General features: G+C 54.7%; 12 protein-coding genes. 5 read left to right on the forward strand and 7 right to left on the reverse strand.

The annotated features are described in order from the left end of the window. Positions 1-3 precede the first annotated feature (3 nt). Positions 4-1,404, forward strand: a complete 1,401-nt coding sequence (locus AB9F26_RS13850; protein WP_335584689.1) for a TolC family outer membrane protein — start codon at positions 4-6, stop codon at positions 1,402-1,404. Positions 1,405-1,475: 71 nt separating this feature from the next. Then, entirely contained in the window at positions 1,476-2,486 is a 1,011-nt protein-coding gene (locus AB9F26_RS13855; protein ID WP_369768294.1) for a hypothetical protein, read from the forward strand. A gap of 1 nt (position 2,487) precedes the next feature. Here AB9F26_RS13855 and AB9F26_RS13860 read toward each other — a convergent pair whose 3' ends face one another. Further along, positions 2,488-3,933, reverse strand: coding sequence for a cobyric acid synthase (locus AB9F26_RS13860; protein WP_369768295.1), 1,446 nt, complete (start codon positions 3,931-3,933; stop codon positions 2,488-2,490). A 122-nt stretch (positions 3,934-4,055) separates the two neighbouring features. Next, the gene (locus tag AB9F26_RS13865) at positions 4,056-4,370 is read right to left on the reverse strand and encodes a DUF6280 family protein (protein ID WP_039004620.1); all 315 of its coding nucleotides are present in this window, start codon (positions 4,368-4,370) and stop codon (positions 4,056-4,058) included. 217 nt (positions 4,371-4,587) lie between these two features. Here AB9F26_RS13865 and efp point away from each other — a divergent pair, with 217 nt between their 5' ends. After that, the gene (gene efp / locus AB9F26_RS13870; RefSeq protein WP_369768296.1) at positions 4,588-5,154 is read left to right on the forward strand and encodes an elongation factor P; all 567 of its coding nucleotides are present in this window, start codon (positions 4,588-4,590) and stop codon (positions 5,152-5,154) included. Positions 5,155-5,194: 40 nt separating this feature from the next. Here the strand turns inward: efp and AB9F26_RS13875 are convergent, their stop codons facing one another. Beyond that, a complete protein-coding gene (locus tag AB9F26_RS13875; RefSeq protein ID WP_335584692.1) occupies positions 5,195-5,932 on the reverse strand; it encodes a folate-binding protein in 738 nt (245 codons plus the stop codon). Between the two features lie 82 nt (positions 5,933-6,014). On the opposite strand from AB9F26_RS13875, the gene AB9F26_RS13880 reads away from it, so the two are divergent. After that, positions 6,015-6,698, forward strand: coding sequence for a TIGR04283 family arsenosugar biosynthesis glycosyltransferase (locus tag AB9F26_RS13880; RefSeq protein ID WP_335584693.1), 684 nt, complete (start codon positions 6,015-6,017; stop codon positions 6,696-6,698). Here the strand turns inward: AB9F26_RS13880 and AB9F26_RS13885 are convergent. After that, the gene (locus tag AB9F26_RS13885) at positions 6,688-8,373 is read right to left on the reverse strand and encodes an ABC transporter ATP-binding protein (RefSeq protein WP_335584737.1); all 1,686 of its coding nucleotides are present in this window, start codon (positions 8,371-8,373) and stop codon (positions 6,688-6,690) included. The two genes, AB9F26_RS13880 and AB9F26_RS13885, sit on opposite strands and share 11 nt — an antisense overlap. Positions 8,374-8,624: 251 nt before the next feature. On the opposite strand from AB9F26_RS13885, the gene AB9F26_RS13890 reads away from it, so the two are divergent. Beyond that, positions 8,625-9,824: an alanine--glyoxylate aminotransferase family protein gene (locus AB9F26_RS13890; protein WP_369768297.1), complete on the forward strand. Its 1,200-nt coding sequence runs from the start codon at positions 8,625-8,627 to the stop codon at positions 9,822-9,824. Here AB9F26_RS13890 and AB9F26_RS13895 read toward each other — a convergent pair. From AB9F26_RS13895 to AB9F26_RS13905, 3 genes are all read right to left on the reverse strand, one after another. Continuing rightward, positions 9,821-10,927: a pyridoxal phosphate-dependent aminotransferase gene (locus tag AB9F26_RS13895; protein WP_369768298.1), complete on the reverse strand. Its 1,107-nt coding sequence runs from the start codon at positions 10,925-10,927 to the stop codon at positions 9,821-9,823. The two genes, AB9F26_RS13890 and AB9F26_RS13895, sit on opposite strands and share 4 nt — an antisense overlap. A gap of 56 nt (positions 10,928-10,983) precedes the next feature. After that, positions 10,984-13,842 carry a valine--tRNA ligase gene (locus AB9F26_RS13900; RefSeq protein WP_369768299.1) on the reverse strand — a complete coding sequence of 953 codons (2,859 nt, stop codon included), beginning with the start codon at positions 13,840-13,842 and terminating at the stop codon, positions 10,984-10,986. A gap of 113 nt (positions 13,843-13,955) precedes the next feature. Next, positions 13,956-14,387 carry an Lrp/AsnC family transcriptional regulator gene (locus tag AB9F26_RS13905; protein WP_335584697.1) on the reverse strand — a complete coding sequence of 144 codons (432 nt, stop codon included), beginning with the start codon at positions 14,385-14,387 and terminating at the stop codon, positions 13,956-13,958. Between the last annotated feature and the right edge of the window lie 63 nt (positions 14,388-14,450).

Below are 14,450 nucleotides of genomic sequence, written 5' to 3' on the forward strand. Positions count from 1 at the left end.
GGTATGAGTGGGCAGAAAATGAAAAAGGTGATCGGGTTCACGGTCGCGATTCTCATGTCTTCTACAATCGCCAGTCGTGCCGAGACATTGGCCGACGCCCTTGTTTCCGCCTATAATAATAGTGGATTGCTAGAACAAAACCGGGCGCTTTTGCGGGCTGCGGATGAGGATGTCGCGCAATCGGTTGCGGCATTGCGTCCGACCTTGTCTTATATTGCGTCTCTTGATTACTCGTACTCTGACCTCGAGCGCCCAAATCTTGGCGGATACTCTGATGGTCTTGGGACAGGGCTAAACCTTGTCGCGGAAATGACCCTCTATGATTTCGGGCGCAATCAACTAGCTGTTAAAGCCTCAAAAGAATCGGTGCTCGCGGCGCGCGAAAACTTGATCGGTATCGAGCAACAAGTGCTCTTTAACGCGATTAACGCATTTTTGTCCCTTTCAGAAGATCTTGAATTTGTCGATCTTCGCCAGAATAACCTTCGGGTTATTGGGCAAGAACTTAAGGCTGCTCAGGATCGCTTTGAAGTGGGCGAAGTGACGCGCACGGATGTTTCGAACGCCGAAGCCCGCTTAGCGGCGGCGCAGGCAGGTTTGGCGGAGGCCAAGGGCGAAGTTGCCGTATCGCGAGAAGTTTATAATTCTGCGATTGGCCACTATCCATCGACTTTGGCCAGCCCTCCGCGTGCCCCCAAAGTTGCGACTTCTCTTGACGCAGCGCGGGACGTGGCGCTTAGAAATCATCCGGATTTGAAAGCCGTTCAGCGAACAATTAAAGTTGCCGAATTGAATGAAGAACGGGCAGAACGGTTGAAATACCCGACGTTAAATGGCGCGGCGCGGGCGGGTTTGAATGGCGTTTGGAATGAATACGACAGTTCAAGTGCTGTTGTATCCCTCGAACTTTCGGGCCCGATTTATCAAGGTGGCCGTCTTCCTTCGCTCGCGCGGCAAGCGCTTGCTGCGGTCCAAGCTGAACGTGCCCAACTTCATTTGGTAAGCCTTGCGGTGCAACAAAACGTTGGGACCGCATGGGCGCGGTTGTTGGTTTCAGAAGCAAGTCTGTCATCACGGCAAGCGCAGGTCGTCGCGGCGCAATCTGCCTTTGATGGCACACGCGAAGAGGCCGCCTTGGGCGCGCGCACCACATTGGATGTTTTGAACGCCGAGCAAGAAGTCTTGGATGCAAAAGCGGATGTGATCGTGGCGAATACAATTCGCTATCTTGCCGACTATGCTTTGCTGGCTCAAATGGGGTTGCTAACCGCCGAGCACTTGAAGCTTAAGGTCCAAATCTATGACCCTTCGGTCTATTACAACGCTGTCGAAAATGCGCCCTCTGGGTATAGTAAGCAGGGGAAGGCGCTGGACCGTGTCCTCAAAGGCTTGGGAAAAGAGTAGAATTGGCGCTATCTGTTGTGAAAATTTGCGAAAACGGGTAAACTCATTCATGAGGCGATAGCAGGTAATTCATGTCCGACCCAGTTGCAAATATTGAAATTGAGGACGTTTTGTCGTCCATCAGACGCTTGTTCAAAGAGGACAGTCGGCACGAAAATGTTGCCGAGGAAAACCCCGAGAAACAAGGCGTTTCAACGGCCCTACCACAAGAAGACAGTGATGATCGCCTTGTGTTGATACCCGCTTTTCGGGTTGATCCAAATCGCGAGAAGTGGGCTGCAGAAGCCTTTGATCCTGAACTCGAATCGTTGATTGACGCGCCTGTCAGCGGCGCTGATTCTGTGGATAAGCCGCCAAAAGCTTCTGTGACGCGTTTGCATCTCCTCCCCGATGAGGCTCCCAAGGAAAACCTTGAGGTTTTGGTTCTTGGGGCATGGCAAAAAACCTTAGACGAGACCCCTCAAGAAAATACGCCAAACGTGGCAGTCGAAAGCCTCGTTCAGCAGTCGCTTAAAACCCACGTTGAAGTTGAATCTGAAATGGCGGCGCAAGCTGACGCTATTTCAGCTTCCCTGATCCGCCAGTCCTCGCTCAAAGCGACCATCGCTGAGCTAGAGGCCGCAATTTCCAAGCAGGGAAGCGTGTTTGAGCCTGATGGAAGCGAGGAAGTCGGGTCTATTCCGGAAAATGAACCGCTTCAGTGGCAAGATGCGGATGGGCGCACCAAGCTTGAAGCGCTGGTTGCCGAGCCTGAAGTCATCGAGCTTGATGCGGGGCCACAAGAGGTCGATCCTGACTTTGTGCGGCGTCACGCGGCACCCGTGGGCGTAGATGATTTTGAAGAAGACGAGGATCCTGCACCAAGTTTCGCTCATTCCGAACCTGACGATCTCCAAGAAGCGTTGGATCGCGATTTCGGGGTCAATGATCTGCCTATCGACGAAGATGCGCTCAGGGATTTGGTGTCGGAGATTGTCCGCCAAGAGTTGCAAGGGGCTTTGGGCGAGCGCATTACCCGCAATGTGCGCAAATTGGTCCGCCGTGAAATTCATCGGATTATCTCAAGCCAAGAGTTCGAATGAGCTAAACCTCGTCCGCGAGGTCCAGAATTTTCGCCAGATCCATGTGCATTTCTAAATGCGCAGCAAGCGCGTCGAGCGTTTTTTCCACATCTGCAGTGTGATCGCGCATCTCAACTGGTGCGCCAAGGTGCCTCAAATAGGCCGCTCGAAACGCGTTTGAAGCGAAAATGCCATGCAGATAGCATCCCTGAACCCGCCCCCGCGCGGCCCCTTCGGCCCGTCCGTCAATTTCTAGCCACGCAAACGCGCAATCTGGCCCGTTGGTTTCCCCGATATGAATTTCATACCCCTCAACCGCGCAGCCGCTTGCGATGTGGGTCGCTTTGGTTAATGCCACGCGTTTTTCAGGCTTCATATGGGTGGTGATGTCGAGGTGGCCGAGACCTTTAACGCGAGAGGGCGCGCCTTCGATACCGTCCTCGTCGACAATCTCTTTTCCCAACATTTGATAGCCGCCGCAAATACCCAGAACCGCCCCCGAGCGCCGGATATGTGCGGCCAAATCAATATCCCATCCTTGGGCGCGAAAAAACGCGAGATCGGCAATGGTGGATTTCGTGCCGGGTATCAAAATAAGGTCAGCATCGGCGGGCAGGGGGCGTCCCGCCTCAATTATCTCAACCGTAACCGACGGTTCCGCAACCAAAGGGTCAAGATCGTCGAAATTCGCAATGCGGGATAGGCGCGGCACGGCGATTTTGAACGCGCCGCCCTTACGGGTCGCAATGTCCATCACATCCTCGGCGGGCAGACGCCACGCGCCCTCAAACCACGGCACAACCCCCAGAGAGGGCCAACCGGTGCGGGCCTCAATCTCGGTCACACCCGCGTCAAACAGGCTAGGATCGCCGCGAAATTTATTCACAGCAAACCCTTTGATCCGCGCCGAATCTGCAGTCGATAGAACAACCTTCGTCCCGACGATCTGCGCAATTACCCCACCGCGGTCGATGTCGCCGATCAAAATAACCGGAACCGAAGCCGCTTCGGCGAATCCCATGTTGGCAATGTCGCCGTCGCGCAGATTGATTTCCGCAGGGCTACCCGCCCCCTCAATCAGAACCAAATCACAGGACGCGGCAAGGCGATGAAAACTTTCAAGCACCGCAGGCAGAAGTTGGGCCTTGGCGCGCCCATAATCGCGGGCCTTCATAGTGGCAAATCTCTTGCCCTGAACGATGACTTGCGCGCCGGTATCGGACTCGGGCTTGAGCAAGACGGGGTTCATATCAACAATGGGGGGCGTGTTGCATGCCATAGCCTGAAGCGCTTGGGCGCGGCCAATTTCGCCACCATCCACCGTTACGGCGGCATTGTTGGACATATTCTGCGGCTTAAACGGGCGCACGATCAATCTGCGTCGCGTGAAGGCACGGGCAAGCCCCGCGACAAGCATCGACTTGCCGACGTTAGAGCCAGCCCCTTGAATCATGATTGCTTTGGCCAAATTTGCCCCCAAAAATGCATTGTCTTAGAAACACCAAATCAGGCAGCACATGCAACGTTTTTAACCTAAAAACGCAAAACGCGCCCTTAAGGGCGCGCTCAGCAAAAATGGTGGTCAAAGCCTTAAGCGGCTTCAGCCTGTTGATTACGACGGTCGCTTTCCTCACGAGAAAGAGCAACAGACGTGCGAACACCGTTGGAAACAAAGCTCATCAAGCCTGTGACAACGCGTTCGTTTGGATCGATACCCGCGCAGGACAAAACCTCGCGGCCATCACGTGAACGTGCCCAGCGAGCAATTTGCTCAGGACCATTCCCGTATTTCTTATCGTCTGCAATCGCATCATCCAACGCAGCCAAAACAACAGCCGCGAAAAGCTTTCGCGAGCGGTTCCCTTGTTCGTGGTTGAAAGCGGTGCCATCAACGAAATCAGCCATTTTGGCATCCCCTTTTAATAATTGCACTTGTACTTTTGAGCGTTCGGCGAATATGACGGTTTTTTGACGATTCGGTATTTCTCATTTGGAATACCAGATATGCGCTCCACGCATAGCTTTATTTCAATAAACATCGATATAGTCGCCTTGTCAGCCAACCTTGGCCAATATATAGGTGCACCATTGTTTACATCAACCCTCCGAGACGAGAATTACCATGCCAAAAATAAACGGAAACGAAATTCGCCCCGGAAATGTGCTTGATCACAACGCAGGTTTGTGGGTTGCCGTAAAGGTAGATCACGTAAAGCCAGGAAAAGGCGGAGCTTTCGCGCAAGTGGAACTCAAGAACCTGCGTAACGGTTCCAAGCTGAACGAGCGTTTCCGCAGCGCCGATAAGGTCGAACGTGTTCGTCTTGAGCAAAAAGATCAGCAGTTTCTCTATGAAAACGACGGAATGTTGGTGTTCATGGACGTTGAAACCTTCGATCAAATCGAATTGCCCTCGGATCTTCTCGGCGAGCGTCGCCCGTTTTTGCAAGACGGCATGACGGTTGTCATCGAATTTTATGACGAAGAAGCCTTGAACGCCCGCGTGCCGCAAAAAGTGATTTGCGAAATCGTCGAGACCGAGCCTGTTGTCAAAGGCCAGACCGCCGCGAATTCCTTTAAACCTGCGATCTTGGACAACGGTATCAAAATCATGGTACCGCCGTTTGTGGGACAGGGCGAAAACGTTGTCGTCGACACCGTTGCCATGGAATATTCCGAACGCGCGTCCTAACGCTTGTTCCAATCGCGCCCCTGCGAGGGGGCGCGTTACCCTATGATGTCGCGTTATAGGTCAGGGTCGCCGTACCCGCCTGCATTTCACCAATCGCCCGATCAAACCGCAGATAGGCAATGGCGCGTCCATCGGCTTGAGAATACAGTGTTCCGACCGTCTTGCCCTCGCGGGTGATCTCTGTGCCAATGGGGGCCGCGCCGTCAATCGAAACCGTTGCCAAGCCTTTGCGCAGCTCGGTTTTATGCTTCATCCGCGCTGTGACCTCTTGGCCGACATAACAGCCCTTTTTGAAATCCACACCGTTGAAGCGTTCGAATCCGGCTTCAAGGATATACGTGTCAGGGGTCAACTCAATGCTCGTCTCAGGGATGCAATGAGCCACACGCTGCGCCGTGAGGTTCGCCGCAACCTGCACCCCCGTCCCGTAGGACCGCCAGCCAAGATCCACATGGCGCGGGTCGGCAACCGCTCCCTCTGGTGCCGCGCCAAACCCGTTGGAAACCTTGAGGTCACTAGGTGAAATCTGCACGTCAGCGCGCAATTTATACATGCTCAAGCGTTGCACCACCGCATCTGCGATTTGCGCATTTACGTCCAGCAAAATATCATCCACCCGCACCATCAAAAAGAAATCCGCGAGGTATTTGCCCTGTGGCGTCAGCAGCGCCGTATAAATCAGCCCGCCCCGCGCCACATCGTTGGTCACCAGCCCCTGCAGAAACTCCACACGGTCGGCTCCCGAAATTGTAAAAATCTTGCGATCAGCTTGCGACATATTCCGCTCCTCATTCTAGACCTTATTCAATATAGGTGATTGGGCGCAGGGAACAGCGCCAAATTTAGTGAAAAGGTCCAAGATGCGCGCCCCTCTCTCCATTGTGATCCCGACATTGAACGCAGGCTCAGAATTGGCTCCGACCCTTGCCTGTTTGATGGAGGGGTTGAATGCAGGTTTGATCCGCGAACTGATGATTTCCGACGCAAGCTCATCTGATGATACCGTTGAAATCGCACAACTTTCGGGGGCCGAGGTCGTTTCTGGCGCGGTGGGGCGGGGGGCGCAACTCTCCCTTGGGGCGGCGGCCTGTTCGGGCGAATGGCTGCTCTTCCTCCATGCCGATTCCCATCTCTCGGAGGGGTGGAGCGCGCATGTCTCAAGGTTTATCGCGCAGGAAACGGATGCTGGATACGGCGATCTGGTTTTACGCGATGACGCCATGATGGCGCGGATGACGGCCCGTGGCGCCAACTTGCGGTCCCGCCTTTTTGGGCTGCCCTATGGCGATCAAACCCTACTGATTTCGCGGGCTTTATACGACGAGGTCGGCGGCTATCCTGACATTCCGCTCATGGAAGATGTCGCCCTCGCCAAAGCCCTCAAAGGGCGGCTCAAACGCGGCGGTTTTCAGTCTCAAACCAGCGCCGCACGTTACCGCGAACAAGGCTATGCCAAACGTTCCCTGCGAAATCTAACGACACTTCTGCGCTATAAATTGGGCGCTGACCCAAAGAAATTAGCGCAGTCCTACGCTAAGAAGTAACGTCTTCCTCGGTTTTGAATTGCATGGCATAGAGCGCCGCATAGGTCCCCGATCGGGCTAAAAGTTCATCGTGCGTGCCTTCTTCAACCACGCGCCCCTGATCCATAACGACAATTTTATGCGCATTTCGTACCGTCGAGAGGCGATGCGCAATCACAATCGCCGTGTGCCCCTTTGAAAGCTCCTCCAGTGCCGACTGCACAAAGACCTCGGATTTGGCATCCAGCGCGGATGTTGCCTCATCCAGCAGCAGTATTGGCGAGCGGCGCAACAGGGCCCGTGCAATGGCCACCCGCTGCCGCTGACCGCCAGAAAGGTTCGTACCACGGGGGCCAGCTGGGCTCGCCAGCCCATCGGGAAGCTGACCAAGGAAATCCGTCACATGCGCCGCCTCAAGCGCGCGTTCAAGGTCTACCTCTGTAATATCCGTGTGCCCCATCAAAACATTGTCGCGCAAGGTTTCGTCAAACAAAAGCGAGTCCTGTGACACCACCGAAAACGAATGCCGCAGGATAGAAAGATCAAAATCTGCAACCGGCACACCCCCAACCAAAACCGCGCCACTGGTTGGCTCAATCAGGCGCGTGAGGAGGTTGAAAACGGTACTTTTCCCCGCCCCCGACGCCCCCACGAGTGCCGTGGTTTCGCCCGCTTTCGCCACAAAACTCACATCATGTAAAACGGGCGTATCGCCGTAGGAAAACTCAACATTTCGCAGGGTCACATCACCCGAAAATGCCTCGGTTCCCTTTGAAACGGCTGGCGACAAGATGGTCGGGCGCTCGTCAAATAGTGTATACAAACGTTGCAAACTCGCCGCTGCAACCTGCCATGTGCCCGCGATGGAACCCAAACGCCGCATGGGTTGAAACGTCAGACCCATCGCCGAGAAAAAGCTCATGAACTGGCCGACGGTTTTATCCCCCGTCACAATGTCTTGGCCGCCAAAAACCAACACGCCAAGGAACCCAAAACCCGTCATGATATCAATCATCGACGGAATAAACGCCCGTCCGGCGGCTGTCTTGATTTCGGCCCGCACAATGCGGCCAATAATATAGTTGAAACGGCTCTGTTGATAGCTCTCCATGACGTTGAGTTTGATCGGGTTGATCCCGTGAAAAATCTCGTCGAGTTGGGTCGAGCGCAAACTGGCCTCAACCCGTAACGCATTGGTTTTGCGACGAATATATTTCTGCAATACCACCATCGGCAGAAGAAGCAGAGGGATGCCTGCAATGGAAATCAGGGTCCAAATCAAGTCCACTTGGATCGCCACATACATAAGCGCAAGCAACGAGATGAAATCGCGCCCGACCCCCGAAATAATCACGCTCCAAACGCCTTGAACCGCCAGCGTATCGCCTTGAACACGCTCCATCAGCGCCCCGGGAGAGTTCTTTTGAAAGAACTGGCTATCAAGCGTCATCAGATGCCCCACAAGCTCTTTTTGCATGGTCGTGGACGTGCGCTGCGCAACCGTCGTTAGCAGCGTTTTTTGCACAAGATTACTAATCGCGCGCGCAAAAAACAGGGCCACGATAAGCCCCCCAACCCGCCAAATAGCCGCAGAATCCCCCGCGATGAAAATCTGGTCAAACATTGGTTGCAGCAAGTAGGACAACACCCCAAGCGAGCCGCCCTCAATAACCATGAAAAAGAACGCAACCAGCATGAGACCCGAATATCGGCGCAAATAATCATGCCATAAACGGCGGAACAATTCGCGCGATGTATAGCCCGAAAGCGTGGGAGCGTGGGGGGGATTCCGAGGAGCAGAATGGGGCAAAAGTGTCTCTCAATCGCGGCTAGACTAGACAATTGTTTAACCCTGATACGTGGTCAACGCAAGACAGGCGCGGCGGCGATTGACGGGTCGGAATTTCCCGAGTAAGCGGGTTCCATAGCCAATTGACGGAGACCAGAATGAGCCTTGCTAACGGACGCCACTACCTCGCCATTCCAGGCCCATCGGTCATGCCAGACCGCGTTTTGCAAGCCATGCACCAACCCGCGCCCAATATCTATACAGGCGCATTGGTCGAGATGGTCGCCACCTTGATCCCCGATCTAAAAGCTATCGCCGGAACACGTCACCGCGCTGCGATTTATATCGCGAACGGCCACGGCATCTGGGAAGCGGCCATCGCCAACACCCTAAAACGCGGGGATAAAGCGCTGGTGTTGGCAACGGGTCGCTTTGGCATTGGCTGGGGCGAAATGGCCACGGCTATGGGAATTGAAACCCAAGTGCTGGATTTCGGGCTGCATTCCACATTAGATTTGACGCAAGTTGCAGCCGCTCTTCGGGCGGATACAGCCCATGAAATCAAAGCGGTAACCACCGTTCATGTGGATACATCCACATCCTTCCGCAACGACATTAAGGCATTACGCGAGACAATTGACGCCGTCGGTCACCCGGCACTCCTGATGGTGGATTGCATCGCCAGCCTTGGCTGCGAAGAGTTCCAAATGGACGCATGGGGCGTCGACGTCATGATTGCCGCCAGCCAAAAAGGCCTGATGACTCCCCCCGGAATTGGCTTTGTGTTTTATAATGACAAGGCCGAAAAAACCCGTGCAGCCTTAGGTCAAATCTCCAAATATTGGGATTGGACGGTGCGTGGTAACCCGCAAGAATTCTATGAATATTTCTGCGGAACCGCGCCCACGCACCATCTTTTTGCCCTGCGCGAAGCCCTCAATATGTTGGTCCACGAAGAGGGTTTAGACTCCGCATATCGCCGCCATGAAATCCTCGCCAACGCGGTTTGGGCGGCACTCGATGCATGGGGGCAGGAGGGCTCTATCCGGATGAATGTCACGGATCCAGCCCTGCGAAGCCATGCGGTTACCTCGGTAAAAATAGACGCCCCCCTCGGTACGGCCTTGCGCGACTACCTCACCAAAAACCTCGGCGTGACACTTGGAATTGGCCTCGGTATGGCGCCCGGCGGCTCCCCCGAATGGCACGGGTATTTCCGCATCGGACACATGGGCCACGTGAATGCGCATATGGTTTTGGGCACGCTCGCTTGCATCGACGCAGGCCTCAAAGCGTTGAAAATCCCCCATGGAAACGGCGCTTTAGAGGCCGCAACGCGGGTGATCTCAGAGGCTTAACGGCTGGCCGCTTGCAACGCTTCGGGCAAGGCCCGCGCAAACAGCGCGAGGTCTGTCTCGGTGGCGGCTGAAACGCGAATGCACCGATCCTGTGGGGCAACAAACGGCATGCGAACAAAGATATCGCGCGCCAAAAGTTCCGCCAAAACCCGCTTGGCAAATGCGCCATCTCGCCCGCAATCCATCGTGACGAAATTCGTAGCCGAGGGCAGGGCGGTTAGGCCATTTTCCTGCGCAATCTGATAGAGGTGCTCGCGGGCATGGGCGACTTTTTCCAAGGTCTCCGCAAGGTAGGTCGTGTCTGCAAATGCCTCAAGCGCACCCGCCTGCGAGATGCGCGACATGCCGAAATGGTTGCGGATTTTGTTGAAGGCTTGGATGTTCTCTGCGTGGCCAATCGCATAACCAACCCGCGCGCCCGCCATGCCATAAGCTTTTGAAAATGTGCGCATTCTGAGGACTTGCGGGTTCGTCACATCCAAGTCGGGCGCAGTGTGTTGCGGCGCAAATTCGATATAGGCCTCATCTAAGATCAGCAGGCAGCCCTTGGGCAAGGCGGCGATCATGTCGTCAATCATCGGGCCGTAATGCCACGTTCCCATCGGGTTGTCAGGATTGGCCAAATAGACGATTTTCGCCCCCACTTCATGGGCTTTCGCAACAAGGGCTTTGGGGTCTTCGTGGTCGCCGGTAAACGGCACGGTGACGATATTTCCGCCAAACCCCGCGACGTGATAATTGAGGGTCGGATAGGCCCCCGCCGAGGTCACCACCGTTTCACCCGGCTCCATAAATAGGCGCACCGTATAGCCCAAAATCCCGTCGATACCTTCGCCGACAAGAATATTTTCCGGCGCGACACCGTGCTTTTTCGCCAGCGCGTGGGTTAAATCATAGCTTTCAGGGTCGCCATACATCCAGACGTCTTTGGCCGCTTTTTGCATCGCCGCAATGGCGCGGGGTGAGGGGCCAAAAACGCTCTCATTCGCGCCAAGCCGCGCTGCAAAAACCTTGCCGCGTTTGCGTTCTTGGGTTTCAGGCCCAACGAAGGGCACCGAGGCCGGAAGCGTTTGAGCAAGGCGCGTTTGTCGTGGTGTTTTCATTGGCGAAAATCCCATAAAATGCAGCGTTGGGCCGAATTTACACGGCCCAACCAGAGTTAAACAAGATCGGCAAGTCTTTGCAATGCGGCGGCGAGTTTTTCGGCTTCTGCCTCAAGTTCCGCCATCCGCACACGACTTTCCGCAACCACTTCTTCAGGGGCCGAGGCCACGAATTTCGGGTTGCTCAACCGCCCTTTTAAACCGCCATATTCCTTCTTCTGCTTCTCTGCCGCTTTCTCAAGACGCGATTTTTCTGCATCCAAATCAATGATATCGGCGATCGGAAGCGCGAAGGTACCGCCTGTCACGGCGATCGTCACACAGCCTTTGGGCAGTTCGGAAACCGGCGTGATGCTCTCGATACGGGCCAATTTGCACACAATCGCTTCGTTGCGTGCAAGGGCGTCTTGCTGTTTTGTGTCGAGTTGCATTTGCAACATGGGCAATTTCGCCCCCGCAGGCACTCGCATTTCGGCGCGAATAGAGCGGATCGCTTCGATCAATCCGATGACCCAATTCATCTCGCCATCCGCGTCCTTGTCCATGATGTCTTCGCCATACGTCGGCCAATCCGTGTGGATCAACATCTTGGGACGTGCCGCAATCGAGGACCAAAGCTCTTCAGTTATGAAGGGCATGATCGGATGCAAAAGGATGAGGCATTGATCAATAACCCACGCCATTGTCGCGCGTGTTTCTGCAATGATTTTATCGTCTTCGGAATAGAATAGCGGCTTGGCAAACTCAACGTACCAATCGCAAACCTTGCCCCAGACAAACGCATATAGCGTGTTGGCCGCGTCGTTGAAACGATAGGCCTCAAGCGCTGCGTCCACGTCAATTCGTGCTTTTGCCGCTTCGCCGATGATCCACTTATTCGCCGTCTGCTTAACGCTGCTTGTGTCGAAATCTGGCGAGGGAACGCATTCGTTCATCTCGGCAAAGCGCGCCGCATTCCACAGCTTGGTGCCAAAGTTGCGATAGCCTTTAATCCGGTCCTCAGACAGCTTCAAAACCCCGCCCATCGCCGCCATTTGCGCCATGGTAAACCGCAACGCGTCCGCGCCGTAAACGTCCACAATTTCCAGCGGATCAATCACATTGCCGCGGGTTTTCGACATCTTCTCGCCCTTCTCGTCACGCACGAGTTGGTGGAGGTATACCGTATGGAAGGGGTCTTTCTTTTCAACGGCTTGCGACATCATCATCATCCGCGCGACCCAGAAAAACAGGATATCCTGCCCCGTGATCAACACATCCGACGGGTAATATTTCGCCAATTCCGGCGTCTGCTCAGGCCAACCAAGCGTCCCCATGGGCCAAAGGCCAGACGAGAACCATGTGTCCAAAACGTCGGGGTCACGGGTCAGAACCTTGTCGCCTGCCTGTGCTTGGGCTTCCGCTTCGGTCGGCGCACAGAAAAACGCCCCGTCCTCATCGTACCAAACAGGCACCTGATGGCCCCACCAAAGTTGGCGTGAAATACACCAAGGCTCGATGTTTTCCAGCCAGTGATAGAATACTTTCTCGCCAGACTCGGGCATGATATTCACACGACCTTCGCGTACAGCTTCCAGCGCAGGGCCAACGATTTTCGCCGTATCCACAAACCACTGATCCGTCAGCATTGGCTCAATAACCACTTTGGAGCGGTCCCCAAACGGCTGCATGATCTTTTTGCTTTCGACGTAGGGCACGAAAACCGTGAACTCCTCGCCCTCGTCGTCCTTGCGCACCTCGGTCGTCATCACAGCCAAACCCTCGGCCGTAATATCTGCAATCACCGCTTTGCGCGCCTCAAAACGATCCAATCCGCGATAGGCTTCGGGCACCAAATTCATCGCGGCGATCATCGCCTCGTCGAATTCCAAGTCCCCGTTTGCAATGGCTTGTGCGGTGGCGGCTTCCTCAACATAGGGGCGCCCATCCGCGCGCATGGCGGCCTTTGTATCCATCAGGTTATACATCGGAATGCCGCCACGCTTGGCAACCTGATAGTCGTTAAAGTCGTGGGCTCCGGTGATTTTTACCGCGCCCGAGCCGAAATCCATCTCGGGATATTCATCGGTAATGATCGGGATTAAACGGCGGCTCTCTTTGGGGCCAACGGGAATTTCACAGAGCATGCCAACGATTGGCGCATAGCGCGCGTCGTCCGGATGCACTGCAACCGCACCATCGCCCAGCATGGTTTCAGGGCGGGTTGTCGCAATCGCGATATAGTCGCGGGTCTCGCGCAATGTCTCAACGCCGTCTTCGTCTTTTTCAACGTATTCATATGTTTGCCCCCCCGCGAGCGGGTATTTGAAGTGCCACATATGGCCGTCAACTTCGATATTCTCCACCTCAAGATCCGAAATCGCGGTCTCAAAATGGGGGTCCCAATTCACAAGGCGCTTGCCACGATAAATCAGATCATCGTTGTACATTTTCACGAAGGTCTTGATCACGGCATCGTGGAAGTTTGGGTCCATCGTAAAGGCTTCACGCGACCAATCACAGGTTGATCCAAGGCGCTTAAGCTGGTTCTTGATGTTGCCACCGGACTCCTCTTTCCACTCCCAAACCTTCTCCAAAAAGGCTTCGCGCCCCATCTCGGCGCGGGTCGGAAGGCTCTCAGCGGCCAGCTTGCGCTCCACAATCATCTGTGTCGCAATGCCCGCGTGGTCGGTGCCTGGCTGCCACAAAGTGTCATACCCCTGCATGCGTTTTTGCCGCGTGAGGATATCCTGAAGCGTGTTGTTAAAGGCGTGACCCACGTGCAAATTGCCCGTGACATTCGGTGGTGGGATCATGATCGCAAAGGTTTCTTCGCGGCTGGCATTTGCCCCCGCTTTGAACGCGCCTTCGTCTTCCCATTTCGCGTAAATACGTGCTTCGGCTTCACGCGCGTCGAATGTTTTTTCCATCGCCATTTTTGGCCCTCAATCTTGCTAAGTCCATTGGTTTGCCACGGTGTCCGCGCAAAAAATCTGTCCCGAATGCCTTATAGAATGCACAGCCCAAGGGGAAGGGCGCGCTTTACAAATTATGTCGTGCGGTCAAGTTTTGTGGCCAAGTGGATCAAACTCTCACTCCTTTGCACACCGCTGATTTCGCCGATTTGGTCGAGGACATCGTTGAGGGCGGGCGGTGTGGAACAGACAACTTGCAGCAAAAGGTCGAACCGCCCGCTTGTGGTCGAGACACGCTCCACCTCCGGAATGGTGCGCAAACCCGCCAACACGATCAGGTGCGCATTTGGCTCAACCGTCAGTAAAACCGTCGTATGAATCCGCGATTCTTGTGTTAAGGCCCCGATCCGCAACGTATATCCCGCGATGATGTTTTGCTTTTCAAGCCGCGCAATTCGCGCCTGAATGGTCGAGCGCGCCACCCCAAGATTGCGTGCCAATACCGCCACAGACAGGCGCGCATCGCTGGATAATTGTGCCAAAATGTTGCGATCAAGAGGGTCCATAGCGCCTGTCCTATATGTCGTTTGTTCTACCGATTGTTACGATATGTATCGCATGATCTGTCA

Origin of the sequence: Falsihalocynthiibacter sp. BN13B15, assembly GCF_041205415.1 — a bacterium.
Lineage (GTDB): Bacteria > Pseudomonadota > Alphaproteobacteria > Rhodobacterales > Rhodobacteraceae > Falsihalocynthiibacter > Falsihalocynthiibacter arcticus.

Bases quoted from the DNA above. Each gene is read 5' to 3' on its own strand.
- AB9F26_RS13850 (WP_335584689.1), top strand. From the start codon at position 4: ATGAGTGGGCAGAAAATGAAAAAGGTGATCGGGTTCACGGTCGCGATT.
- AB9F26_RS13855 (WP_369768294.1), top strand. From the start codon at position 1,476: ATGTCCGACCCAGTTGCAAATATTGAAATTGAGGACGTTTTGTCGTCC.
- AB9F26_RS13865 (WP_039004620.1), bottom strand. From the start codon at position 4,370: ATGGCTGATTTCGTTGATGGCACCGCTTTCAACCACGAACAAGGGAAC.
- efp (WP_369768296.1), top strand. From the start codon at position 4,588: ATGCCAAAAATAAACGGAAACGAAATTCGCCCCGGAAATGTGCTTGAT.
- AB9F26_RS13875 (WP_335584692.1), bottom strand. From the start codon at position 5,932: ATGTCGCAAGCTGATCGCAAGATTTTTACAATTTCGGGAGCCGACCGT.
- AB9F26_RS13880 (WP_335584693.1), top strand. From the start codon at position 6,015: ATGCGCGCCCCTCTCTCCATTGTGATCCCGACATTGAACGCAGGCTCA.
- AB9F26_RS13885 (WP_335584737.1), bottom strand. From the start codon at position 8,373: ATGCTGGTTGCGTTCTTTTTCATGGTTATTGAGGGCGGCTCGCTTGGG.
- AB9F26_RS13890 (WP_369768297.1), top strand. From the start codon at position 8,625: ATGAGCCTTGCTAACGGACGCCACTACCTCGCCATTCCAGGCCCATCG.
- AB9F26_RS13895 (WP_369768298.1), bottom strand. From the start codon at position 10,927: ATGAAAACACCACGACAAACGCGCCTTGCTCAAACGCTTCCGGCCTCG.
- AB9F26_RS13900 (WP_369768299.1), bottom strand. From the start codon at position 13,842: ATGGCGATGGAAAAAACATTCGACGCGCGTGAAGCCGAAGCACGTATT.
- AB9F26_RS13905 (WP_335584697.1), bottom strand. From the start codon at position 14,387: ATGGACCCTCTTGATCGCAACATTTTGGCACAATTATCCAGCGATGCG.